General features: G+C 29.5%; 24 protein-coding genes and 1 riboswitch. Of the genes, 21 read left to right on the top strand and 3 right to left on the bottom strand.

All coding sequences use genetic code 11. From position 1 onward, the window contains the following. Positions 1 to 58 precede the first annotated feature (58 nt). Together JOC70_RS02645 and tkt are read left to right on the top strand one after the other, a co-directional pair. On the top strand, positions 59 to 934 hold the full coding sequence (locus JOC70_RS02645) for a YitT family protein (RefSeq protein WP_204597339.1): 876 nt from the start codon (positions 59 to 61) through the stop codon (positions 932 to 934). Between the two features lie 83 nt (positions 935 to 1017). After that, on the top strand, positions 1018 to 3006 hold the full coding sequence (gene tkt, locus JOC70_RS02640) for a transketolase (protein ID WP_204597338.1): 1989 nt from the start codon (positions 1018 to 1020) through the stop codon (positions 3004 to 3006). A 37-nt stretch (positions 3007 to 3043) separates the two neighbouring features. Here tkt and JOC70_RS02635 read toward each other — a convergent pair whose 3' ends face one another. Further along, positions 3044 to 3811 (bottom strand): polysaccharide deacetylase family protein, encoded by a 768-nt coding sequence (locus JOC70_RS02635; protein ID WP_204597337.1) that lies wholly within the window; start codon positions 3809 to 3811, stop codon positions 3044 to 3046. 355 nt (positions 3812 to 4166) lie between these two features. Here JOC70_RS02635 and JOC70_RS02630 point away from each other — a divergent pair, with 355 nt between their 5' ends. Together JOC70_RS02630 and JOC70_RS02625 are read left to right on the top strand one after the other, a co-directional pair. Then, positions 4167 to 4412: a TM1266 family iron-only hydrogenase system putative regulator gene (locus JOC70_RS02630; RefSeq protein ID WP_204597336.1), complete on the top strand. Its 246-nt coding sequence runs from the start codon at positions 4167 to 4169 to the stop codon at positions 4410 to 4412. A 19-nt stretch (positions 4413 to 4431) separates the two neighbouring features. Next, complete coding sequence (locus tag JOC70_RS02625) at positions 4432 to 4959, top strand: ECF transporter S component (protein ID WP_204597335.1); 528 nt, start codon at positions 4432 to 4434, stop codon at positions 4957 to 4959. Positions 4960 to 4990: 31 nt separating this feature from the next. On the opposite strand, the gene yyaC is transcribed toward JOC70_RS02625, so the two are convergent. Beyond that, positions 4991 to 5572 carry a spore protease YyaC gene (gene yyaC, locus JOC70_RS02620; protein ID WP_204597334.1) on the bottom strand — a complete coding sequence of 194 codons (582 nt, stop codon included), beginning with the start codon at positions 5570 to 5572 and terminating at the stop codon, positions 4991 to 4993. Positions 5573 to 5700: 128 nt separating this feature from the next. Then, entirely contained in the window at positions 5701 to 5901 is a 201-nt protein-coding gene (locus tag JOC70_RS02615; protein ID WP_204597333.1) for a hypothetical protein, read from the bottom strand. 242 nt (positions 5902 to 6143) lie between these two features. Between JOC70_RS02615 and JOC70_RS02610 the strand changes: the two genes are divergently transcribed. From JOC70_RS02610 to miaA, 17 genes are all read left to right on the top strand, one after another. Next, positions 6144 to 7175 (top strand): pyruvate kinase, encoded by a 1032-nt coding sequence (locus JOC70_RS02610; protein ID WP_204597332.1) that lies wholly within the window; start codon positions 6144 to 6146, stop codon positions 7173 to 7175. Positions 7176 to 7278: 103 nt separating this feature from the next. Then, positions 7279 to 7998 carry a hypothetical protein gene (locus JOC70_RS02605; protein ID WP_204597331.1) on the top strand — a complete coding sequence of 240 codons (720 nt, stop codon included), beginning with the start codon at positions 7279 to 7281 and terminating at the stop codon, positions 7996 to 7998. A gap of 28 nt (positions 7999 to 8026) precedes the next feature. Next, a riboswitch (purine riboswitch) is annotated at positions 8027 to 8126 on the top strand. A gap of 104 nt (positions 8127 to 8230) precedes the next feature. Then, a complete protein-coding gene (locus tag JOC70_RS02600) occupies positions 8231 to 9655 on the top strand; it encodes an NCS2 family permease (RefSeq protein ID WP_204597330.1) in 1425 nt (474 codons plus the stop codon). A gap of 133 nt (positions 9656 to 9788) precedes the next feature. Further along, positions 9789 to 10553, top strand: coding sequence for a ZIP family metal transporter (locus JOC70_RS02595; RefSeq protein ID WP_204597329.1), 765 nt, complete (start codon positions 9789 to 9791; stop codon positions 10551 to 10553). A gap of 18 nt (positions 10554 to 10571) precedes the next feature. Beyond that, positions 10572 to 11276, top strand: coding sequence for a pseudouridine synthase (locus JOC70_RS02590; RefSeq protein ID WP_204597328.1), 705 nt, complete (start codon positions 10572 to 10574; stop codon positions 11274 to 11276). 14 nt (positions 11277 to 11290) lie between these two features. Further along, positions 11291 to 11455: a DUF4264 family protein gene (locus JOC70_RS02585; protein ID WP_204597327.1), complete on the top strand. Its 165-nt coding sequence runs from the start codon at positions 11291 to 11293 to the stop codon at positions 11453 to 11455. Between the two features lie 98 nt (positions 11456 to 11553). Further along, a complete protein-coding gene (locus JOC70_RS02580) occupies positions 11554 to 12432 on the top strand; it encodes a MurR/RpiR family transcriptional regulator (RefSeq protein ID WP_035307778.1) in 879 nt (292 codons plus the stop codon). Positions 12433 to 12484: 52 nt separating this feature from the next. Next, complete coding sequence (locus JOC70_RS02575) at positions 12485 to 13708, top strand: aminoacetone oxidase family FAD-binding enzyme (protein WP_204597326.1); 1224 nt, start codon at positions 12485 to 12487, stop codon at positions 13706 to 13708. A gap of 118 nt (positions 13709 to 13826) precedes the next feature. Beyond that, positions 13827 to 14495, top strand: coding sequence for a (d)CMP kinase (gene cmk / locus JOC70_RS02570; RefSeq protein ID WP_204597325.1), 669 nt, complete (start codon positions 13827 to 13829; stop codon positions 14493 to 14495). A 5-nt stretch (positions 14496 to 14500) separates the two neighbouring features. Then, on the top strand, positions 14501 to 15343 hold the full coding sequence (locus tag JOC70_RS02565) for a 4-hydroxy-3-methylbut-2-enyl diphosphate reductase (RefSeq protein ID WP_207755213.1): 843 nt from the start codon (positions 14501 to 14503) through the stop codon (positions 15341 to 15343). A gap of 232 nt (positions 15344 to 15575) precedes the next feature. Next, positions 15576 to 15956 carry an adenosylmethionine decarboxylase gene (speD, locus tag JOC70_RS02560; protein ID WP_035307771.1) on the top strand — a complete coding sequence of 127 codons (381 nt, stop codon included), beginning with the start codon at positions 15576 to 15578 and terminating at the stop codon, positions 15954 to 15956. A 90-nt stretch (positions 15957 to 16046) separates the two neighbouring features. Next, complete coding sequence (locus tag JOC70_RS02555) at positions 16047 to 17123, top strand: CotS family spore coat protein (RefSeq protein ID WP_204597324.1); 1077 nt, start codon at positions 16047 to 16049, stop codon at positions 17121 to 17123. A 54-nt stretch (positions 17124 to 17177) separates the two neighbouring features. After that, positions 17178 to 18044: a GNAT family N-acetyltransferase gene (locus tag JOC70_RS02550; RefSeq protein ID WP_204597323.1), complete on the top strand. Its 867-nt coding sequence runs from the start codon at positions 17178 to 17180 to the stop codon at positions 18042 to 18044. A 128-nt stretch (positions 18045 to 18172) separates the two neighbouring features. Then, positions 18173 to 19498, top strand: coding sequence for a tRNA (N6-isopentenyl adenosine(37)-C2)-methylthiotransferase MiaB (miaB, locus tag JOC70_RS02545; RefSeq protein ID WP_204597322.1), 1326 nt, complete (start codon positions 18173 to 18175; stop codon positions 19496 to 19498). Positions 19499 to 19569: 71 nt separating this feature from the next. After that, positions 19570 to 22236, top strand: a complete 2667-nt coding sequence (gene mutS / locus JOC70_RS02540; RefSeq protein ID WP_204597321.1) for a DNA mismatch repair protein MutS — start codon at positions 19570 to 19572, stop codon at positions 22234 to 22236. An 8-nt stretch (positions 22237 to 22244) separates the two neighbouring features. After that, on the top strand, positions 22245 to 24113 hold the full coding sequence (gene mutL, locus JOC70_RS02535; protein ID WP_204597815.1) for a DNA mismatch repair endonuclease MutL: 1869 nt from the start codon (positions 22245 to 22247) through the stop codon (positions 24111 to 24113). Between the two features lie 14 nt (positions 24114 to 24127). Then, positions 24128 to 25063: a tRNA (adenosine(37)-N6)-dimethylallyltransferase MiaA gene (gene miaA / locus JOC70_RS02530; RefSeq protein WP_204597320.1), complete on the top strand. Its 936-nt coding sequence runs from the start codon at positions 24128 to 24130 to the stop codon at positions 25061 to 25063. Positions 25064 to 25098: the final 35 nt, after the last annotated feature.

Below are 25098 nucleotides of genomic sequence, written 5' to 3'. Positions count from 1 at the left end.
AATTTAGAAGGAAATTATAATATATGATATCGTATTTGTAGGGAAGGATGTATACTATATGAATTTAAAAATAATAGATAAGCCTATAGCATGGCACTTAAAAAACTTAACATTTATAATTATAGGTACGTTAATATCAGCATTAGGAATTAATTTATTTATAGTAAATGCTAATCTTTTAAGTGGAGGAGTTTCAGGTATAGCTCTTATATTACAATATGTATTTAATATACCAGCAGGATATTCTACTCTTGCAATAAATATACCTCTTCTTTATTTAAGCTACAAAAAAATGGATTTAAGATTTACGCTATATACTATCATGGCAACTATTTCCTTTTCTGTAATGCTTATAGTAACAAATTCACTACAAAATATAATTTCTATAGATGATACTTTATTGTTATCCCTGTACGGGGGAATATTAAATGGGGTAGGAGTAGGCATCGCTTTTACTTATTATGGTTCCACTGGAGGTCTTGATATAATATCTTCAGTGCTAAAAAGAAAAAATGAAAACTTTAATATAGGAACTACTACTTTTATTGTAAATGCAGTAATAGTTATAATAGGTGCATTTATATTTGGAATCACAAGTGCATTATATACACTTGTGTCTATATATATAACATCTTATATGATAGACATGGTTATTAAAGGTTTCGACAGAAAAAATAAGCTGATTTTTATAATAACTGAAAAAGAAAAAGAAGTTAGCGAAGCTATAATGCAAAATTTAATTAGAGGCGTTACCTTTTTGTATGGCGAAGGCGCATATACTAATCTTGAAAAGAAAGTATTATATTGTGTAGTGCAACTTTCTGAAGTACCGCTTTTAAAACAAATGGTAAAAGAAATAGATGAAAATTCATTTATATCTATATTGGATGTAGCTGAAGTGGAAGGCAAGGGGTTTAGAAAAGATTCTATATAATACAAAAAAATTCTATATTTAATTTGAAAAACTATAGTTTTAGTTTATAATATAATAGAATAAGTTAGAAAGGTGATGATCACATGAATAATGTAGACAATTTAGCTGTAAATACCATAAGATTTTTATCTGCAGAAGCGATAGAAAAAGCCAATTCTGGTCACCCAGGATTACCGTTAGGTGCAGCACCTATGGCATATACATTATGGTCAAAAAATATGAAACATAATCCTAAAAATCCTAAATGGATAGATAGAGATAGATTTATATTATCAGCAGGACATGGTTCAATGCTAATATACTCATTACTTCATTTGTTTGGATATGGATTAACAATTGAAGATCTTAAAAACTTTAGACAATGGGGAAGTAAAACACCAGGTCATCCTGAATATAAGCATACTGTTGGAGTAGAAACTACTACAGGACCACTTGGACAGGGATTTTGCAATGCAGTAGGTATGGCTATAAGTGAAAGTTATTTAGCCGAAAAATTTAATAAACCAGATTTTAAAATGATAAACCATTATACATATACCCTTGTAGGAGATGGATGCCTAATGGAAGGTATTACTTCAGAAGCAGCATCTCTTGCAGGAACTTTAGGCCTTGGAAAGCTTATCGCATTATATGATTCAAATAATATATCTATAGAAGGACATACTGATATAGCTTTCAGAGAAAATGTTGGTAAGAGATTCGAAGCTTACAATTGGCAAGTTATTAATGTAGAAGATGGAAACGATATAGAAGCTATAAATAAGGCAATTAAGGAAGCTAAGAATGAGGAAAACAAACCTTCACTTATCATAGTAAAAACGCATATTGGATACGGATGTCCAGCAAAGCAAGGTAAGTCTTCTGCTCATGGTGAGCCATTGGGATTAGAGAATATAGGGGCTTCAAAAGAATTCTTAAAATGGGCTTATAAAGATGAATTTTATGTTCCAGATGAAGTTAGAGACCATATGGGAAATCTTCAAAATCATTTTTCAAAAGAAGAAGAAAATTGGAATGAATTAAAGAAAAAATATGATGAAAACTATCCTGAACTTGCTAAAGAATGGGCTTTATGGTTTGGTAACAAATTAAACGTAGATTTATTAAATGATGAGTCATTTTGGAGTTTTGATAAAAAGATGGCAACACGTGCATCTTCAGGAGAATTAATAAATAGATTAACTAAAGTTATTCCTAATTTAATTGGAGGTTCTGCAGACCTTGCTCCATCTAATAAAACTTATATGAAAGATAAAGGTGATTTTTCAAAAGAAGATAGAGGCGGAGCAAATTTACATTATGGAGTTAGGGAGCATGCTATGGCTGCTATAGGTAATGGTATTGCACTTCATGGAGGACTTAAAACATTTGTATCAACATTCTTTGTGTTCTCTGATTATATGAAGGCATCAATGAGATTATCAGCCCTTATGGGACTTCCTGTAACTTATGTTCTTACTCATGATAGTATAGGCGTAGGGGAAGATGGTCCTACTCATGAACCTATAGAACAATTAGCTGCACTTAGAAGTATACCTAATATGACAGTATACAGACCAGCTGATTCTAAGGAAACAGCTGCTGCATGGTATTATGCAATAACTCATGAAGAAGGTCCAACAGCATTAGTATTAACAAGACAAAACCTTCCTTTATATGATGAAACAGGTAAGGATGCTTTAAAGGGTGCTTATATACTTAAGGATTCTGAAAAACCTACTCCTGATGTAATACTTATGGCTACTGGTTCTGAAGTAGAATTAATATATGAAGCATCAAAAGTATTAAAAGAAAAAGGAATTGATGCTAGAGTAGTAAGCATGCCTTCTTTAGAAGTATTTGAAGCACAAGGAGAAGAATATAAGGAAAAAATTCTTCCAATGAATATAAGAAAAAGAGTAGCAGTTGAAGCGGCGTCTTCATTTGGTTGGCATAAATATGTTGGATTAGATGGGGAAATAATTTCAATTGATACATTTGGTGCTTCTGCTCCAGCAGAAATACTATTTAGAGAATTTGGATTTACTGTGGAAAACGTAGTTGAAAAGGTTGAAAAGTTAATCAGTAAATAATAAAGATAAAAAAATAGAGAATGGTAGATACCATACTCTATTTTTTTATCTTATAATAATATTCTTCTGTATTGTTATCTATGACTTTGAATTCATATCCTAAGCCTTTATAATATCTTATTATTTGTGGAAGAGCTTTTACAGTGTTTTTATTATTAGAATTACAATGAAGTAATACTATAAGTCTGCTATAGCTTTGTTTGTATTTTTTTGCATTTTGAACAAGTTTATTGGTGGTTAAGTTTGGATTTACCCCATCTGAAAGGTCTACATTCCAATCATAAACTTTAAAATTATGCTCATGTAAATTTACCAAAAAATCTTGAGTAAGATGATTGGAACTTCCTCCTGGAAATCTTATTACGGAAGATGAAACATTAGTAATTTCCTTAACTTTACTACGTACTTTTTCCATTTCTTCTATAAATATTTCTTTACTAGAATATATATTTTTAAAATTATGAGAGTAAGTATGAAGTCCTATACTATGGCCTTCGTTGTGTATTCTTTTTAGTATATCTTCTCGTCCTTCGATTTCTTTGCCTACTACAAAGAATGTAGCTCTTACATTATTTTCTTTTAAAACATCTAATAGCTTATCGGTAATTATATAAGTAGGGCCATCATCAAAAGTAAGATATACAGTTTTGGTATAATTTGGATCGCCAGCATCATATGTGGTTAGAGGATTTGATTTATCTCTTGCATATAATATATTTAAATCTTGAAGCTTAGTACTAATTATAGCTAGAAAAACTATAATGAAACATAGTGTATATAATCTAGTTTTTTTAAATTTAATCATTCTAATCAACTACTTTCATTATATAATTTATAATTAGTATTTCACTAAATAGCATTTTTATTAAACCACAATTTTCAATTAAGATATATTAAAACTTTTATATCATAAGATAAACTTGTTTTTAATATAATATTAAAAATAAATTCTTTATAAATTGACTTAAAAGTACTAAAAAAGTATAATAAGATATATCCCTTTTGTTGGTAATTTTAACGAGCAAAAGAGATAATATATTTTAATAGGCCTAATTGCAAGGAAGCTACTAAGCAAAAGGGGGGAAATACATGAATAATAATGCGTTTAAACCTTCTAGAGCTTTGCTAGAAGGTTTTTATTTATACAAAGGAGGATAATTATGGATAAGAGAATAGGAGTAGTAGGCATAGTTGTGGAGGAACTTGAAAGTGCAGAGAATGTTAATAGTACATTACATGAATTTGCCAATATAATAGTTGGAAGACTAGGCATCCCCTATAGGGAAAGAGGGATTAGTGTAATTTCTCTTATAGTAGATGGTACATCAGATGAAATAAGTGCCATGACAGGTAAGATTGGTAAAATACGAGGGGTAAATGTAAAATCAGCTATGACAAAAAAATAATTATATAAGGGGAATATAAATGAATACAGTACAAAAATTAGTAAGATCATCTTTATTATTAGCTTTAGCTATTGCAGCACAAGCTATAGGAAGAAGCTTTCCTCAAATAAGTCAATTATTCGTTGGCTCTATAGTAAATGCTGTACTTATAATTGCAACCATAAGCTCAGGAATGCAATGGGGAATACTAGTAGGAGGACTAACACCTCTTTTAGCGTGGTCTATTGGACAATTACCTGCACCCTTTGGTCCATTTGTACCTTTTATAATGATAGGTAACATTATATTTGTAGTAGCATTTTCTATGATAAATAAAACGGGGGATAAAGCTGGTATTTGGGGAGTAATAATAAGTTCGTTATTAAAATTTGGTTTCCTATCTTTAGCATCATCTAAACTTATAACTATATTTAGCTTAGGTATTCCGAAAAAGGTTGCAGACAAGTTAATAATTAGCATGGGAACTCCTCAGCTTATTACTGCACTTTTAGGAGGGATTATAGCACTTATGCTAACAAATTTATTAAAGAAGAGAAGAATATTATAAAGAGGATAGAAATTTCTGTCCTCTTTATTTTTTATAGCATCATTTGATTATTATCGCAATGTAATTTTGTAAATGTATTGGTTAGATTATATGTCCTTAATAAAGATTTTGCTAAATTGTTAGCCATAGAATATACATAAAATAATCTTGTTTGCTGAAGCATGTATAAATTAGCATATTTTATATTGTGATATTTATTTACAACAGCTTTAATAGATACGTTTCCCATACAAAATGTACTATCACATAAGGCAGAAGCAGGAATTAACGGATTATCTTCTATTATAAATTTGCCAATACTTTTTTTATCTCCTAGACAGGCGTCTAATGCAATTATGAAATGATCTTTGTACTTATTTTTAATTATATCATTATTAGATTTAATAAAACCTAAGTCTATAATGTTTTCAAGATCTCCTAGTACATCATAAGAGCAATTGTTTTCCTTTAGAAGTGTACCGGTTAGGGGACCAAAAGAATCTCCTAAACAATTGTCAGTACCTATACAAAGTATTAATATCTTTTTTTTATCTTTAATTTTAGGGTATATAAAGTTAGAAACATTAATAATTGAATCATCACTTAAAGCATCACAGTAATACTTTTCTCCCATGATTTTGGCCCCCTTTTATACTTTGCCCAATATAACATTAAATAATATATATTATAACATATATTACCTATATATTGAATAAATTGGAATAAAAAAGAGCAGTATGTAACTACTGCTCCTAATAAACTTTAGCATTTTTTACAAAACAAAGCTACTAAAACTAAAGGTAATAAATAACTATTGTTGTTCCCTAAAAATGAGTTGTTTCCGCAACATTGATTGCATCCACAACCTTGGCTGCATTGACGATTTTGATTACAACAGCAGCTTGACTTCTTAACATATTCATATTCATAACAACAATCTTTGTGTTTATGCTTGTGACTCATATCCTATCCCTCCTTTTTATAATATGTTTATTGTCGTAGATAGGACTACTAGTCTTAATTTATTATATTCCATTTGTGTAAATGTGATAATGAATTTATTGCATATATCTTAAGAATTATGTTAACGAACAAAAGTAAACTTTTTTTAATATATCATTTGGTTTATAATAATATAAAGAGAAACATAATGACTTATAGTAATTTTAAAATTTTCTATAAGCAATTCAAGGAGGTATGACAAAATGTATATAATTGCATCTATTGGACCTAGGGTAAATAATATTGATAGTATAATAAATATTATAGAACATGGAGCAAATGTATTAAGATTCAATTTTTCTCATATAGATTACAAGCATTCTGAGGATTTAATTAAATATGTTAAATTAAATTATCCTCATATACTTATTATGGGTGATATACAGGGAAGTAAAATACGTATAAGTGATAAGTTCAAATTTGAAATAAAAGTGTATCCAGATCAAAAGGTAGATTTCTACAATGAACGAACTAATTTGTTTGTAAAAAATGATAGACATAGAGATATGATTCCATTAATACCATTAAACTTTAATGGTATCTCCATCGAAAACTTTAGTGGCAAAAAACTTTTGATGAAAGATGGAACTATGGAATTTGATATTATACAAAATAAGAATTCCATATTGCATACTATAGTAAGAAAAGGTGGAATACTAAGAAGAGAAAAGGGTATAAACATTCCAGGTGTTAAAAGAAAACATTTAAGATTAAACTATAAAGATAAAGAAGATATAAAATGGGCATTAACTAATAAGATAGATATAATATGTCTATCATATTGCTCGGTAACAGAGCAAATTATAGAATTAAAAAACTTTATAAAAGTTCACAAGCTCAAATCGAACTTCAATACATTAATTTGGGCTAAATTAGAAGAGGAAGAAGGTATTAGAAATAGCAAAGATATATTAAAAGTAACCGATGGAGTGTTAATAGGCAGAGGAGATTTAATAAGTGAAGTAGATATATTAAAAATACCATTACTTCAAGACAGAATTATTAGGGAGGCAGCACTAGAAAAGAAGGATGTAATAATAGCAACCTATATATTAAATTCAATGAAAAATTCATCCAATCCCAATATAAGTGAAGTAAATGATATATATAATTTTCTTACTAAAGGGGTTAATGGCTTTTTACTTGCAAGTGAAGTGTCAATTGGTAAGTATCCTATAGAAGCTATAAAGTTTTTGAATAAAATGATTAATTTTTATAACAATAATATTAAATAGTATTATTGGATAAATAAGTATACATAATATTTATTATGTATATACAAAAAATGTTATCCACAAATCAAATTTACTATAAACCTTATACAAAGGAGGGTTACAAATGAATAAGCACTACAAAAAAGTATTAAAAGATAATAAAAGTGTATCTACTAATTGGGGAGCATATCAAGATACTACTGATCCATTCTTATTTGCTTCTAAAGAACATAATATAGACCCTTATGGAGACATAAATCAACCTTTAGGAAAGGATTCTCATACAATACCTTTAGATATGACAGTAGAAAATGATAGAATAAATCCTTCTGTAGCTCGTGAAGCTGTAAATACCATAACTGGAGATCCTTATATGTATACTGGTGGTTTAAATAGTAAAATGAATGCTAATATTGCCGACTTAGGACCAGATACAATATCAGGTACCTATAAAATGCCTTATGAAAGCAGTAGAACTATAAATAAAGGTGTTAAAACTCCAATATTTGATGATACAGATGATCCAATCATTGCTTATGATGATATAAATAAAGACGTAGATGATGCCATATCACAAAATGGTTTTAAATTAAACGATAGAGTGGATCCAAGTATGAATATTGAAAAAGTGAATTATAATTTGCATAATAGACAAGATCCTACTATAGAAACTCTGCAACATACAAGATTAAATCATCTTTTAACTGAACAAAAGAAGGGCAGCGCAAATGAAGAATATAAAAATACTCGAAGTAATCATGGCTTATTTTATAATTTAGATTCAAGACTTAATGAAGGTATTAAAAATAGAGTAGATGTGAACATAAATCCAAAAAAACCTTGACCATTTGCAACTTTTCTGTTATTATTAATAAAAATTGAATAATATCATCCATATAATTCTGATAATACGGTTCAGAAGTTTCTACGGGATACCATAAATTTCCTGCTATGGGTGAATCTGTTGCATCTGGTTTTAAATTCATTAATTGAACCAACATATGCTGGTAACGGGTTTACTCAAAATCCCTTGCCAGCTTTTTTATTTTAATATACTAGAACTTAGGAGGTTTATAATGAATAATATTTATTCAAACAGCAATAAAAAATCATTATTTGAGTCAATTTTTAAATTATCTCAAAATAAAACTGATGTAAAGACTGAAGTTCTTGCAGGATTTACTACTTTTGTTACTATGGCCTATGCTCTTTTAGTTATTCCTAATATATTAAAATTTTCAGGAATGAACTCATTAGGGTTAATGGGTGACAAGGCTGCTACTCTTTCTACTGTAAATGATCCTGTTGTAGCCGCTGCATTTGTAGGCATGTGCATTACTTCCGCTATTGGGACAATCCTTATGGGGTTATATGCTAATCTGCCATTTGCTGTTGCACCTGGTATAGGACTTACAGCATTCTTTACGTATAGTGTATGTTTAACACTAGGTTATACTTGGCAGCAAGCGTTAGCTGCAGTATTTCTTTCAGGACTACTATTTATTCTAATAACTGTTACTTCTATACGAGAAAAGATTGTAGAAGCACTCCCTGAAAATTTAAAAATAGCCATTACTGGTGGAATAGGACTATTCATAGCCTTAATTGGATTGAAAAGTGGTAGTATAGTAATTGCTAATCCTTCTACACTTGTGGGTTTTGGAAGCTTTACAAATCCTAGAACTGTATTGACTTTAATAGGAATTATCTTAATGGCAGTGTTAATGGCAAGAAATATAAAAGGTGCAATGTTATTATCTATAATTATTACTACTATAATAGGAATACCTATGGGAATTACTAATATAAAAGATATAAGCTTTTTAAGTATGCCAGCAAACCCTGGTCCTGTATTTATGGCATTTGACTTTAAAGGACTTATAAATCATGAGGGTACAGGCTTTTTAGGAGCATTAGTAAGTATACTTATGGTAGTATTGACATTTAGTTTAGTAGATCTTTTTGATACAATCGGAACACTTGTAGGAACTGCTCAAAAGGCAAATATGATTGAAGAAGACGGTAAAATTAAAAATATGAAAAAGGCTCTTTTAACTGATGCCATATCCACAACTATAAGCGCAATGTTTGGGACTACCACTACTGCAACTTATGTAGAATCCACTGCAGGAATTGCAGAAGGCGGAAGAACAGGACTTACTTCTGTTGTTACAGGACTATTATTTTTAATCTCCTTGTTTTTGGGTAGTTTAGTAGGTATAGTTCCATCTGAAGCAACTGCTCCAGCACTAGTGATAGTAGGAGTACTTATGATGAGCTCAGTTAAAGAAATTAACTTTGATGACTTTACAGAGGCAGTGCCTGCTTTCTTTACAATAGCTATTATGCCATTTAGTTATAGTATTGCTAATGGAATAGCTGCTGGAATAATATTTTATCCAATCATGAAAGTAGCTACGGGAAAACATAAAGATGTACATCCTATAATATATATATTAGCTGTGTTATTTGTATTCAGATTCTTGTTACTTCCACAATAATATATAATATAAATGTTAAAGCTCAGCATAATTAATTTGTGCTGAGCTTTAACATTTATTGTTTACTTGTATATAAATGTATTATAATAAATATTGGCTATTTTATGAAGTAATTAGTAGGAGGATACATTTAATGTCAAATGTAATACTTGGTTCCCTAGCAAGTTTACTTGCAGGAATATCCACAGGTATAGGAGCTATACCAATATTCTTTACAAAAAAGGTATCTCATAAGTATTTAGATGCGATGCTTGGATTCGCTGCAGGAGTCATGCTTGCTGCTACATGTTTTAGCCTTATAATTCCTTCGATTAACTATGGTGGCGGCAATATAGAAGCAGTGCTTGTAACATCTGGTGGAATATTAAGCGGAGGAATAATGCTGGATTTAATAGATAAGTATGCACCCCATCAGCATTATTTATTTAATAAAAAATCTGAAGGAAGAGCCTCTAATCTAACAAAAGTGTGGTTGTTTATCATTGCCATAACGATACACAATTTTCCTGAAGGATTAGCAGTAGGAGTTGGATTTGGTGGTAATAATATAAATGACGGAATATCTCTTGCTGTGGGAATTGCACTACAAAATATGCCTGAAGGTCTTGCAGTAGGTTTGGCCTTGATAAGAGAAAACTACTCCGCTAAAAAATCTTTTTTTATAGCACTTCTTACGGGTCTAGTTGAACCTGTTGGAGGAGTTATAGGTGTATCTTTAGTAAGCATAGCAAAACCTATACTTCCTTTTATATTAGCCTTAGCTGCAGGAGCAATGCTATTTGTAATAAGTGATGAAATAATACCTGAGACTCACGAACATGGCTATGAGAGAATAGCAACTTACGGGCTGCTAATAGGTTTTATAATAATGATGATTATGGATGTTACTCTAGGATAAAGGAGCGAAATAGAATACATGGAAAGATTACAAAAGTTTATGGCTCGATGTGGTATAGCTTCGAGAAGAAAATGTGAAGAAATAATACTAAGTGGGAAAGTTAAAGTAAATGATGAGGTAGTAAAGGAATTAGGAACAAAGATAGACCCTTTAAAAGATACTATTGTAGTCAATGATAAACTTATCAAGCCAGAGGAAAAAAAGCTATATATAGCTTTAAATAAACCTGAAGGATATCTTTCAACTGTTAAAGATGATAGAGGCCGAAAAACACTATTAGATTTAGTTAAGGTAGATGAAAGAATATATCCCATAGGCAGACTTGACTATGATACATCAGGGCTTATACTTCTTACTAATGATGGCGATATCTATAATAATATAATGCATCCAAGAGTAGAAAAAAATAAAAGATATATTGCAGTAATCAAAGGGTGTCCTAATGAATCAAAACTAAATAAATTTAGAAGTGGGATTGATATTGGTGGATATATTACTGCTCCATCAGATATAAAAGTACTAAAGATGGAAAATAATAATACTGAGGTATTAATAACAATACACGAGGGTAAAAATAGACAAATAAGAAAAATGTGTGAAAAAATAGGCCACCCTGTGTTAAAATTAGAAAGAGTAGCTATTGGAAATATTAAACTTGATAATTTAGAAAAGGGGCATTGGAGATTCTTAACTGATGATGAAGTAAAATATCTTAAAAAATAATAGGAGGAATACTTATGAAAAATGAGTTACAATTAATCGCCGTGAAGGAATTAAATCATTATGATGATATGTATAAAATAGTAGACTTTCTTAATAAAAATTTAAGTAACATGAATTTAGTCTTTGGATTAACAGAAAAAGAAGGTAAAGATATGCTCTCCATATATAAAGAATCTTAGCAAAAATTGAAAGATATATTGATTATGTGTTCATTAGATGGTAAAATGAAATAAATGTTGCAATATTTTAGGGAATGTGGAGAAAGGATTGAATTAATATGGACGTTGGAAAACAGGATTTAATGAGAATTATTCAAAGTAGATTCCCAAGACTTAGCAAAGGTCAAAAGCTTATAGCTGAATATATATTAAAACACTATGATAAGGCTGCTTTTATGACTGCCGCAAAACTTGGAGTTAGTGTTGGAGTTAGTGAGTCTACCGTAGTAAGATTTGCCAACGAATTAGGCTTTAGTGGATATCCAAAACTTCAAAAGGCGCTGCAGGAATTAATTAAGAATAAATTAACTACCGTTCAAAGAATTGAACTTTCTAACGATTTTATAAGTCAAGAATCTGCATTAAAAAGTGTTTTAAAATCAGATATGGAAAATATAAGATCTACTTTAGAAAAAATAAATCATAAAACCTTTGATGATGTAGTAAATAGCATATTCAGAGCTAGAAAGATATATATTGTAGGTCTTAGAAGTTCTACTGCTATGGCTGAATTTTTAGGATTTTACTTAAACCTTATATTAGATAATGTAAAAGTTATTGGCTTTGGAGTTAGCGATATATTTGAACATATGCTAAATATAAACGAAGAAGATTTAGTTATAGGAATTGGATTTCCAAGATATGCAGCTCGCACTATAGAAGCTTTAGATTATGCAAAAGGTAAATATGCTAATGTGGTAGCTATTACTGATAGTTTATTATCACCTTTAGCAGCAAGAGCAGATTATACCCTAATCGCTCAAAGCAATATGGCTTCATTTGTAGATTCTCTAGTTGCTCCTCTAAGTGTAATAAATGCACTTATAATTGCAGTAGGACTTAGAGAAAAGGATAAAATATCTTCTACTTTTGAAAAATTAGAAAAAATTTGGGAAGACTATGAAGTTTATGCTTATAAAGAAAAGAGATCAGAATAAATGAAAGCGAACCTTTAATGGTTCGTTTTCTTGATTATAGGAGGTTTTGCAAGTGTCAAAGGTTATTGTTATAGGTGGTGGTCCTGCAGGTATAATGAGTGCTATTACTGCAGCCGAAAACCATGATGTTATTTTAATAGAAAAGAATGAAAAATTAGGCAAAAAACTTTTCATAACCGGAAAAGGAAGATGTAATGTTACTAATGCTAAAGATATAGGTGAATTTTTTGATTATATTCCTGGTAATCCTGAATTTTTGTATAGTTCACTTTATACATATACAAACGAAAATGTAATGAATTTTTTTCAAAGCCTAGGGGTAAACCTGAAAGTAGAAAGAGGTGATAGAGTTTTCCCTGAGTCTGATAAGTCTTCTGACATAATAAGAGGTTTAGAACAAGAACTTATCAAAAGAAATGTTAATGTGAAATTAAATGCTAAGGTGAAGGATATAATATTAGATGAAGGTAAAATTGTGGAATTAGTTTTACAGGATGATTCTCATATTAAAGGTGATTATTTTATATTAGCTACAGGTGGCGCTTCATACCCTCAAACTGGATCAAGCGGCGAAGGATTCAACTTTGCTAAAAAAGCAGGTCATAAGATAATACCATTGAAGCCTTCATTAGTCCCTATAGAACTTGAGGATGAATGGGTCAAAGAACTTCAAGGATTATCTCTTAAAAATGTAGAAGTAAAAATTAAAAAAGGTAATAAAGTTGTCTATAAAGAATTTGGAGAAATGCTATTTACTCATTTTGGCATTTCAGGGCCAATAGTATTAAGCAGCAGCCGCTTTGTGGAGTCAAATTCATCTATGCAAGCTGTAATAGATTTAAAACCAGCTTTGTCTGAAGAAGAGCTTGATAAGAGAATACAGAAAGATTTTAATAAATATATAAATAAAGATTTCAAAAATTCCTTAGATGATTTATTACCTAAAAAATTAATAAGCATAATTATAAAATTATCTTCTATACCTGAAGATAAAAAAGTAAATTCAATAACAAAAGAAGAAAGAAAATCATTAGTCTATTTAATCAAAAATCTAACATCTAACATAAAAGGATTAAGACCTTTAGCGGAAGCAATAGTAACTGCTGGCGGAGTAAATGTAAAAGAAATAGATCCCTCTACCATGAAATCTAAATTAGTAGATAACTTATACTTTGCAGGAGAAGTGATAGATGTAGATGCCTATACAGGAGGATATAATATACAAATAGCATTTTCCACAGGATATTTAGCAGGTAAAATGATAGGTGATAAATAATGTATAGCATCTGCATCTCTATATAATAAAAACGCTTGCCTAAATAAAGGAAAATCGTTCTTATTATAGAATATATAATAATATATAATTAAAAGTAAAAAAGAAAGGAAGTTTGCAATTGAAAGTAGCTATAGCAATTGATGGTCCTGCAGGGGCAGGGAAGAGTACCATTGCAAAAATACTCGCAACTAAATTTAACTTAATGTATATAGATACAGGTGCAATGTATCGTGCAGTAACTTTACTTGCTAAAGCAAATGGTATATCTCCAGACAATATATCAGAATTATGCACCTTACTTGAGGATACAAATATGCATTTTGAAAACAATAAACTTATCTTAAATGGTAAAGATGTAAGTGAAGCTATTAGAACTCCCGAAATAAGCAATAGTGTATCCTTATATGCAGCCATTTCAGAGGTGAGAGATCTTTTGGTTAAACAGCAGCAAAAAATATCTGAAAAATATGATGTTATCATGGATGGCCGAGATATTGGCACAGTAGTATTAAAGGATGCACCTTTTAAATTTTATCTTGTAGCCTCACCAGAATTACGTGCTAAAAGAAGATATGAAGAGCTTTTACACAAAAATATAACTGTAAAATATGAAGAAATTCTTAATGATATTATAAAAAGAGATTACATAGATTCCAATAGGGATGTAAATCCTTTAAGAAAAGCAGAAGATGCTATTGAAATAGATACTTCGTACTTGACTATAGACGAAGTTGTTGAAAAAATTTCCAATATAATATCTAGTATTTTAAAAAATAAAGAAAGGTGATATACATGGAAGTTATACTTTCAAAAAACGCAGGCTTTTGCTATGGAGTTAAAAGAGCTGTTGATATGGCCGTAAGTGTTCAGGAAAAATACAACAAAAAGATATATACATTAGGGCCATTAATTCATAATAATGATGTTGTAAGTTACTTGAAAACATTAAACATATTTTCTATAGAAATAGAGGATATAGAAAGCTTAAAAAAGAATGATATAGTAATAATACGTTCGCATGGTATTCCACTTGAAATATTTAATAAACTTAAGCAAAAAGAAGTTATTACAATAGACGCTACCTGTACATATGTTTCTAATATACAACAGAAGGTAAAAAAGTACTATGATTCTGGATACTCTATATTAATAGTAGGAGATAAAAATCATCCTGAAGTTATAGGTATAAATGGATGGTGTAATAATTCAGCTATAATTACAAATGATAGTGATGAACTGCAACATCTTCCAAGAAAAATATGCGTAGTTTCTCAAACTACTGAAAAACAATCTCGTTGGGAAAATGTACTTGAAAAGGTAGTTAAGTTTAGTAAAGAAATAGTTGCCTTTAATACCATATGCAGCGCCACTGGAGTAAGACAAAAGTCTGCTTATGATTTATCAGAAGATGTAGATTGTATGATAGTAATAGGAGGCAAAAATAGCTCAAATACAACTAAACTATATGAAATATGCACCAAAAATTGCCGTAATACAATACACATAGAAAATTTTAAAGAAATTCCTTTAGAATTGTTAAATAATAAAAATATAAAAAAAATAGGAGTAACCGCTGGTGCATCTACTCCAGATTGGGTTATAAATGAAACCATAAATAAATTAAGTAATAGGTAATATAGTATAATTTTATAAAATGCGTGTATGCTATTATAGTACACGCATTTTATAAGTCAATATAAAAACCATTAAACATAGTAGTAATTAAGAGAAAAATAGAACAATTACTAGTTTAAATGAAAATATTTTATAAAAACAAGGAAATATATTGACATTTCTCGTATATTTGATAAAATTTACTTGTTAATGAATTATAAAATATACTGTATCAAGGAGGAGTTTTTATAGAATGAACACTTTAGGACGCCACATTTTGGCTGAAATATATGGTTGTGATGGTGATATATTAGATAATAAAGAAATGATAGAAAGAATAATGGTAGATTCTGCGCTAAAGTCAGGAGCTGAAGTTAGAGAAGTAGCATTTCATAAATTTAGTCCAATGGGAGTTAGTGGAGTAGTTATAATATCAGAATCTCACCTTACTATACATACTTGGCCTGAGCTTGGATATGCCGCTGTAGATGTATTTACATGTGGAGATAAGATAAATCCATGGGATGCATGTAATTATATGACTGAAAAATTTCAGGCTAAGAATATGACAGCTACAGAAGTAAAAAGAGGTATATTTGAACAGCCTGTATCCGTTAAGGTTTCTAATATTTAAAAGGTCATCGCTTATAGATGTCCTTTTTTTATTTGTAATAATTTCTCCTATAATTAATATAATTTAATAGATACTAATAGGAGGGTAATTATGGGAGATAGGAAGTTAATACAGTATGTAGATGAACTTACTGATAAAGAAAAATCGATGGTAAAAAAAGTTCTAGAAAACTATAATTTCTCCGTAATAGATATTAGCAAAGTAAGAAGCAGTTATAAAATAGATACTAATATAGGAGCTGTGTGTTTAAAAAGAGTGAGACATAATAAAACTAAAACTCTTAATAGCAATTATTTAGCTGAAGAATTAGATAAAAATAACTTTCCTTACACATCTAAATTTTTTAGAACAAAAGATAACTATTTATTTGCTGCATATAAAAAAATGTATTTTTATGTTGTTGAATGGATTGATGGAGATGAATGTGACTTAAATGATATAGAGGAAGCATGTGCCTGTGTTCGTCTTTTAGCTAAGCTTCATTTATCTAGTCAATATATTGATACAAAAGTACTAAAAGTTAAAAATAATTTAAAAAATTGGCCAAGAATATTTAAAAAGAACTTAAGTGATTTGGACAAAATTAAAAAACACATTGAAAAGAAAAGATTAAGATCTGAATTTGATAAGGTATATAAAAGTTATTTAGATAGTTTTTATAATATGGGAAGTATGTGTTTACAAGTTTTGAATACCGCTGATTATTATACACTATCTAAAAAAGCTAATGAACAAAAATTTATTTGTCATGATAGTTTTTATTATCAAAATATAATAAAAAAGGACGATACTTATTATATAGTAAATTTAGATAATATATTAATAGATCTTCATATAAATGATTTAAGTAAATTTATACGAAGACTTATGTTTAAAAAAGAGTATCAATGGGACTTTGAAAAAGCTAAAATAATGATAGAAGCTTATAATAGTGTAAATAAGTTATCTACATCTGAATTAGAAGCTATGCTTTCTATGATTATTTTTCCACATAAATTTTGTAGGTTAGGTAAAAAAAGATATATAAAGCATAAGGATTGGAGTGAGAATAAGTATATACGTAAACTTAACAAACTTCTACGATATAATGAGGCTCAACAAAAGTTCTTAAATGATTATTTAGTTTACTTGGAGAGTTTTGATGACTTTAAGGAAAATATTGACTAAGTTTTTTAAAAGTTTTATACTTATTTATATAATATTAGGCTTATGAGGAATATTATGTGCAAATATGTTAAATTAAGTAAGAGTTTAATGCCACAATTTAAAGAATTAAATGCTGCTAGAAAATCATTTAACTCTTTAAACGAAGATTTTTTTCAATATTATAACACTACAACTTTACCGCAAAAATTATTTTTGCGTAGAAACATAAGCATGCTTCAGGATAATAAAAATTTGTGCGGCTATATTTGGACTTCTATAGATAATAAGAATTTCTATAATATAAGGGCTTTAAGTGTAGATTTATCTAGTAAAAGTGCACACCATTTAACACTACTTTTAAAAACTTTAAAGCCAGGTTTTACAGCAAATTTTTTATGTGAAACAAATGAATTTAATATACAACTACTAGAAGAAGCAGGTTTTAGTAAAAAAGTAGGCACAATTGAAATGAGTTTGGATTTAAAAAAGCAAATAAAATCTGTATCTGTAGAAAATATAAGTTTTGAAGTATTTAGAAAAGGATTAGATGAAAAAATAAGATGTGACATTCAAAATGAGGTATTTAAAGATAAAAATAGAATTCCTATTTCTACAAAAGATATTTATTTTGATGAGAATCAATATTATTATTTTAGTCCTGGTGCTATATTCATAAAAAAGGATAATAAATATATTGGATATGGCCAAGTTATAATAGAAGGGGATATACCTATTATTGTAAATGTAGGTATTTTGCCTGATTATAGGGGCAAGGGCTACGGTAAGCTGCTTATAAATTATCTTTTAAAGATAATTTATAATTATAGTTATAATACAGCAACTATAAATGTGGACACAAATAATACCGTTGCATTTAATTTATATAAGGATTGCGGATTTAATGTTTTAAAAGAATATGTGAAATTAGAAATAAAGACATAGTCTCACACTGTGTCTTTTATTTATTTCTTATAATTTTACAAATTTCAATAAAAAATAGATAAACACTATAAAATATAGTATAATGTTTAATGTTACTTATGAAAACTTTAATATGAGGTGAAATAATTATGGATAATCAAAAATACTTTTATATAGAAACCTGGGGCTGCCAGATGAATGAAGAGGATTCCGAAAAGCTTTCAGGAATGCTAAAAAATATGGGTTATGCTAAAACCGAAGAAAAGAAAAAATCAAGCATTATAATTTTTAATACCTGTTGTGTAAGAGAAAATGCAGAACTTAAAGTATATGGTAATCTTGGAGCGTTAAAAGCATTAAAAGAAAAAAATTCTGATTTAATTATTGCTGTATGCGGATGTATGATGCAGCAGGAGGGTATGGCTGAAGCTATAATAAAGAAATATCCATTTGTAGATATAATATTCGGAACTCATAATGCCCATATGTTCCCTGAGTATTTAAATAGAACAAGGCAAGAAAACAAATCAATAATAGAAGTATGGGATAAAGAAAAGGGCATTGTGGAAGGACTTCCTATAGATAGAGAAAGCAATACTAAAGCTTTTGTAACTATTATGTATGGATGCAATAACTTCTGCACTTACTGCATAGTTCCTTATGTTAGAGGTAGAGAAAGAAGCAGAACTCCTGAAGAAATTGAAAAAGAAATAATGGAACTTGTTGATAAAGGATATAAAGAAGTAACTCTACTTGGACAAAACGTAAATTCTTATGGAAAAGATTTAGTTCCAAGTTTTAGCTTTGCAGATCTTTTAAAAAGACTTAATAATATAGATGGTATAGAAAGAATAAGATTTATGACTTCTCATCCAAAGGATTTAACCGATGATGTTATAGATGCTGTAGCTGAATGTAGTAAATTATGTGATCACATTCATTTACCTGTGCAATCAGGTTCAAGTAAGATACTAAAAGAAATGAATAGAAAATATACAAGAGAAGAGTATTTAAGCTTAGTAAATAAAATAAAGGCAAAAATCCCTGGAGTAGCTTTAACTACAGATATAATAGTTGGTTTCCCTGGAGAAACAGAAGAAGATTTTAGCGATACTCTAAGCTTAGTTAGCGAAGTAGAGTATGATTCTGCTTTTACTTTCCTTTATTCTACAAGAAAAGGAACTCCCGCTTGTGAATTTGAAACTCAGGTAAGCGAAGAAGTAAAGCGCGAAAGATTTAATAGATTAGTAGAAGAAGTAAATAGAGCCTGTGCAAAGAAAAACAAGGAATATGAAGGTCGTACAGTGAAAGTTTTAGTAGAAGGTACAAGTAAAAGTGATGATGAAAAACTTATGGGAAGAACTGAAACAAGTAAACTTGTAAACTTTGCTGGAAATAAAAATAATATAGGTAAAATAGTTAATGTAAAAATAACTAAAGCACAAACTTTTTCACTATTAGGCGAAGAAATATAAATTTGAAAGAGCATATAATGCAATAGTATGGCATTATATGCCTTTCATACTATTAAGGAGGTTTTGTAAAATTGGCACTCACTCCAATGATGCAGCAATATCTTGAAATAAAAGAAAAATGTAAAGATTGTATATTATTTTTTAGATTAGGAGACTTTTACGAAATGTTCTTTGAAGATGCTGAAGTTGCATCTAAAGAATTAGAGTTAGTTCTTACAGGCAGAGACTGTGGTCTTGATAAAAGAGCACCTATGTGTGGAATTCCTTATCACTCAGCGAGCTCCTATATAAGCAGACTTATATCTAAAGGTTATAAAGTGGCAATAGGTGAACAATTGGAAGATCCTTCAGTTGCCAAAGGGATTGTAAAAAGAGATATAACAAAAATAATAACCCCAGGTACATATACAGATTCCTCATTTCTAGAAGAAAATAAAAATAACTTTATAATGAGTATACATACTGATAAAGACAATGCAGGATTAAGTTTTTGTGATGTTTCTACTGGTGAATTCATCTCTACTTATACCAAAATGGAAATTTCAGTAATATTGAATGAAATTTCTAAATTTAATCCTAGCGAAATATTGATAACTAGTAATATAAATGAGAGCTTTACTTTAGAAATTAAAGAAAGATTTAAAACTTCTCTTACTTTTATAGATGATACATATTATAACAATGAAAATGCGCTTCAAGAGCAATTTTCAGGTTTTAATCCTGCTTCTTTTAATAAATGTGTAATAAAAAGCAGCACGGCACTACTTACGTATATAATCGAAACCCAAAACACCTCTCTTTCTCACATAGATAAATTTGAATATTATCATATATTGGATTTTTTATCTATGGATATTAATTCACGAAAAAATCTTGAGCTTACGGAAACTCTAAGAGAAAAAAGTAAAAAAGGCTCTCTTTTATGGGTATTAGATAAAACCAGTACATCTATGGGAGGAAGACAACTAAGAAAGTGGGTTGAGCAGCCCCTTGTAAATAAGGACTTAATAAATAATAGATTAGATGCAATTGAAGACATTATATCTAATATTTCGCTTCATGAAGATATAAAAGAATCACTAAAAAGCATATACGACATAGAGAGAATAGTTGGGAAGATATCTTCGAAAAATGTAAATGCAAAAGAACTTATAGCTCTTAAAAATTCCATTGGAAATATCCCTGCTATAAAACAAATACTTAGTAACTTTAATAGTGGTCTGTTAAAAGATATGTACTTGAATATTGATGAATTAAGTGATATTTATAATTTACTTGAAGAATCAATAGTAGATAATCCATCTTTATCCATAAAAGAAGGAAATATAATAAAATCAGGATATAACAATAATATAGACAGGTTAAGAGATGCTAAAGCACATGGTAAGGAGTGGATTTCTAAGCTTGAGGCACAGGAAAAGGATTTTACAGGTATAAAGTCTTTAAAAGTAGGATATAATAAAGTTTTTGGTTACTTTATAGAAATAACCAAAAGTAATATTGCTTCAATCCCAGAAGGGCGTTATATACGAAAACAAACTTTATCAAATGCGGAAAGATATATTACTCCTGAACTGAAAGAAATGGAAGAAAAGATCTTAGGAGCAGAGGAAAAATTAACTACTTTGGAATATGATATATTTTTACAAATAAGAAGTGCTATCGAAAATGAAATAGATAGAATGAAAAAATCTGCTCATATAATTTCAGAACTAGATTGTTTAAGTTCATTAGCTACTGTGGCATTAGAAAATAATTACTGCAAACCTTCTATATCTGATGATAATGATTTATCTATTACAGAAGGCCGTCATCCTGTTGTGGAAAAGATGATACCTACAGGATGCTTTATATCCAATGATACACTTATGGATACAAAAGAAAACCAAATGATTTTGATTACAGGCCCTAATATGGCTGGAAAATCAACTTATATGAGGCAGGTTGCTCTTATAACTATTATGGCTCAAATAGGAAGCTTTGTTCCTGCAAAATCAGCTAAAATATCAATATGCGATAAAATATTTACAAGAATAGGTGCATCAGATGATTTAGCTGCAGGTAAAAGTACATTTATGGTTGAAATGTGGGAAGTTGCAAATATACTTCAAAATGCCACTAATAAGAGCTTAGTGCTATTAGATGAGGTTGGAAGGGGTACCAGTACCTTTGATGGATTAAGCATTGCTTGGTCCGTTATAGAGCATATGTGCGGAGATGAAGATTTAAGATGCAAAACGCTATTTGCTACTCATTATCATGAACTAATAGTATTAGAAAATAATCTTAAGGGCGTTAAAAACTTTTCAGTTTCTATAAAAAAAATAGATAATGAATTAGTATTTTTAAGAAAAATAGTACAGGGCGGCGCTGATGAGTCTTACGGAATAGAAGTTGCAAAGCTTGCAGGCTTACCTGACAAAGTTATAGAAAGAGCTAAAGAAATACTTAATACGATCGAAAAAGATAAAAATGCTTTAACCAATATAGATAAGCTATCATGCAATACATCTGAAGTTGCAATAAGTAAAACTTTAAGTGATCCAAAAGCTACTGCTATACCTTCTAAAAATCATGAAATTAAAGAGGAAAGCCTTCAATTAAACTTTACTGACATTGAAAAAAATAATCTTTTAGCTGAGATTGCATCCATAGATATTATGAATGTAACGCCTATAGAAGGATTTAATAAACTTTATGAAATAATTAAAAAAGCTAAAACTATATCAAAGGTGTGATGAGTTTGGTGAGAATAAATGTATTAGATAAAAATACTTCTAATAAAATAGCTGCAGGGGAAGTGGTAGAAAGACCGTTTTCCGTTGTAAAAGAGCTTTTAGAAAATAGCTTAGATGCTGATGCTAAAAACATTGTTATGGAAATAATAGAGGGCGGGCAAAAGCTTATAAAGATCACAGACGATGGCGTAGGTATACATCCTGATGACATAGAAAAGGCATTTTTGCCACATGCAACAAGCAAAATTTCAAGCATTGATGATATATTCAAATTGAGTACTATGGGTTTTAGAGGAGAAGCTCTAGCAAGCATCTCCTCGGTATCTAAAGTTACTCTTAAAAGCAAAATTAAAGATTTGGATTTTGGCAGGGAAATTCATATTGAAGGTGGTAATATACATTATCTAAAAGATACAGGAAGTAACAATGGTACAACAATTGAAGTACAGGATTTGTTTTATAATGTACCTGCAAGACTTAAATTTTTAAAATCTTCTTCTCGTGAAGCATCATTAATATCTGATATTGTACAAAGACTAGCACTTGCTCATCCAGATGTATCTTTCAAACTAATGAATAATGAAAAAGTAGTGCTTCATTCTTTTGGGACAGGAGATATAAAAGATGTTATTCGAAATGTATATGGAAAAACCGTTTTAGAAAATGTGATATATTTTGAGGCTCATAAGGATATAATTTCTGTACATGGTTTTATAGGAAATAGCGAAATAAGTCGTGGTAGTAGAAACCATCAAAGTATATTTGTAAATAAAAGATATATAAAGAGCAGGCTTATTACTACCGCTGTAGAAAATGCCTTTAAATCCTTCTTAACTGTAAATAAATATCCCTTCTTTATATTATTTATAGATATATTTCCAGAGTATGTGGATGTAAATGTACATCCTACTAAAACTGAAGTTAAATTTAAGGATGAACGAGAGCTATTTGGAACTGTATTTCATTCTGTTCATGAAGCAATAAAAAATAGTGTCATAAATTCATTTAATATAGAGGAGGAAGTACAAGAAGCAGAAAAAGAACTAAAATCTATAGAAACATTGCAGCTTCCTATAGATTTTCTAAATTCCTCAAATTCAGTTATATCGCCTGCAAACTTCAGTGAAAAAACTAACGATATTAATATAAACTCAAATCTAAACAATGAATATACTTCAGGACATAAAGTTATAATTGCTGAAACTCATAATGATAACTTTGAAGAAAAGCCATCATTATATATAAGAGAAGAGCCAGTTAAGAAAGAACAAATTCTAGAAGCCCAAAAGCTTGCAAAATTACCAGAAATAAATATAATAGGTCAGTTTAATAAAACTTATATATTAGGTGAGATGAGTGACGATCTTTATATAATAGACCAACATGCAGCTCATGAAAAGATATTATTTGAAACATATTCTAAAAACATAGCACAGCAGCAAGTGATTTCTCAGCTGCTCATAAGCCCAGTTATAATAGAACTTCTCCCTGAAGACTACTGCTATTATATAGAAAATAACGATATATTTAATAAAGCAGGGTTTAATATTGAAATTTTTGGAGAAAATACTATAAGTATACGAGAAGTTCCTTTAATACTCGGAAAACCTGAGATAAATAAATTGTTTTTAGAAATATTAGATAACCTTAAAAATATGGGAAGCGGTAATACACCTGATGTTAAATATAATACCATAGCAAAGCTTGCTTGTAAGTCTGCAGTAAAGGCAAATGATAAGTTATCTCTTGAGGAAATGAAATCCTTAATAAATGAACTTAGGTTTATCGACAATCCATTTACCTGTCCTCATGGTAGACCTACTATAATTAAACTAACTTTATATGAATTAGAAAAAAGATTTAAAAGAGTTCAGTAGAAAGGGAGATAATTTTGAAAAAGGATTTATTTATACTAGCAGGCCCTACTGGTGTTGGAAAAACCGATATATCTATTAAGCTTGCAAAAAAATTAAATGGTGAAATAATATCAGCGGATTCTATGCAGATATATAAGTACATGGATATAGGTTCTGCTAAGATAACTAATGAGGAAACCAATAATATTAATCACTATTTAATTGACATAGTAGAGCCACATGAAAGTTTTAATGTAGCCCAGTTTAAAGAAGTAGCTGAAGAGTGTATAAACAAGATACATAGTGAAAATAAACTGCCAATGGTAGTTGGTGGAACTGGATTATATATAAACTCACTTATATATGACTATAATTTTACAGAAGCAGATAAAGATGAAGAATATAGAGTATATTTAGAAAACCTTGCAGCAGAAAAAGGAAATGATTATGTCCATGAGATGCTTAAGGATATAGATAATGAATCTTATAATAAAATACATGCTAATAATCTAAAAAGAGTGATAAGAGCATTGGAAGTTTATAAATCAACTGGAAAAACCATAGGGGAATATAGTATGGATAAAGAATGTTATGAAATCCCGTATAACCTTCATTATTTTGTACTTACCATGGACAGAGAAAAGCTTTATAATAGGATAGATAAAAGAGTAGACATCATGCTTGAAAAGGGTCTTATAGATGAAGTAGAGCGCTTAAGAGCTATGGGCTATACAGAAGAAATGCAATCTATGCAGGGAATAGGGTACAAGGAAATTCTTTACTACTTAGAAGGTAAGATATCCTTAGATGAATCTATTTATTTAATTAAAAAGGGTAGTAGAAATTATGCTAAGAGACAGCTAACTTGGTTTAGACGCGAGAAACATGCACATTGGATAAATAAAGATAATTTTTCTAGCGAAAATGATATAGTAAATGAAATTTTAGGTCAAGTAAATGGCAGTGCTTAGTATTTTTCTGAAAAAATTAAAGGATTTTAGTATAT

Origin of the sequence: Clostridium pascui, from assembly GCF_016908015.1 — a bacterium.
Taxonomy (GTDB): Bacteria; Bacillota; Clostridia; order Clostridiales; family Clostridiaceae; genus Clostridium_AK; species Clostridium_AK pascui.
This window is presented reverse-complemented; position numbering and strand designations above follow the sequence as displayed.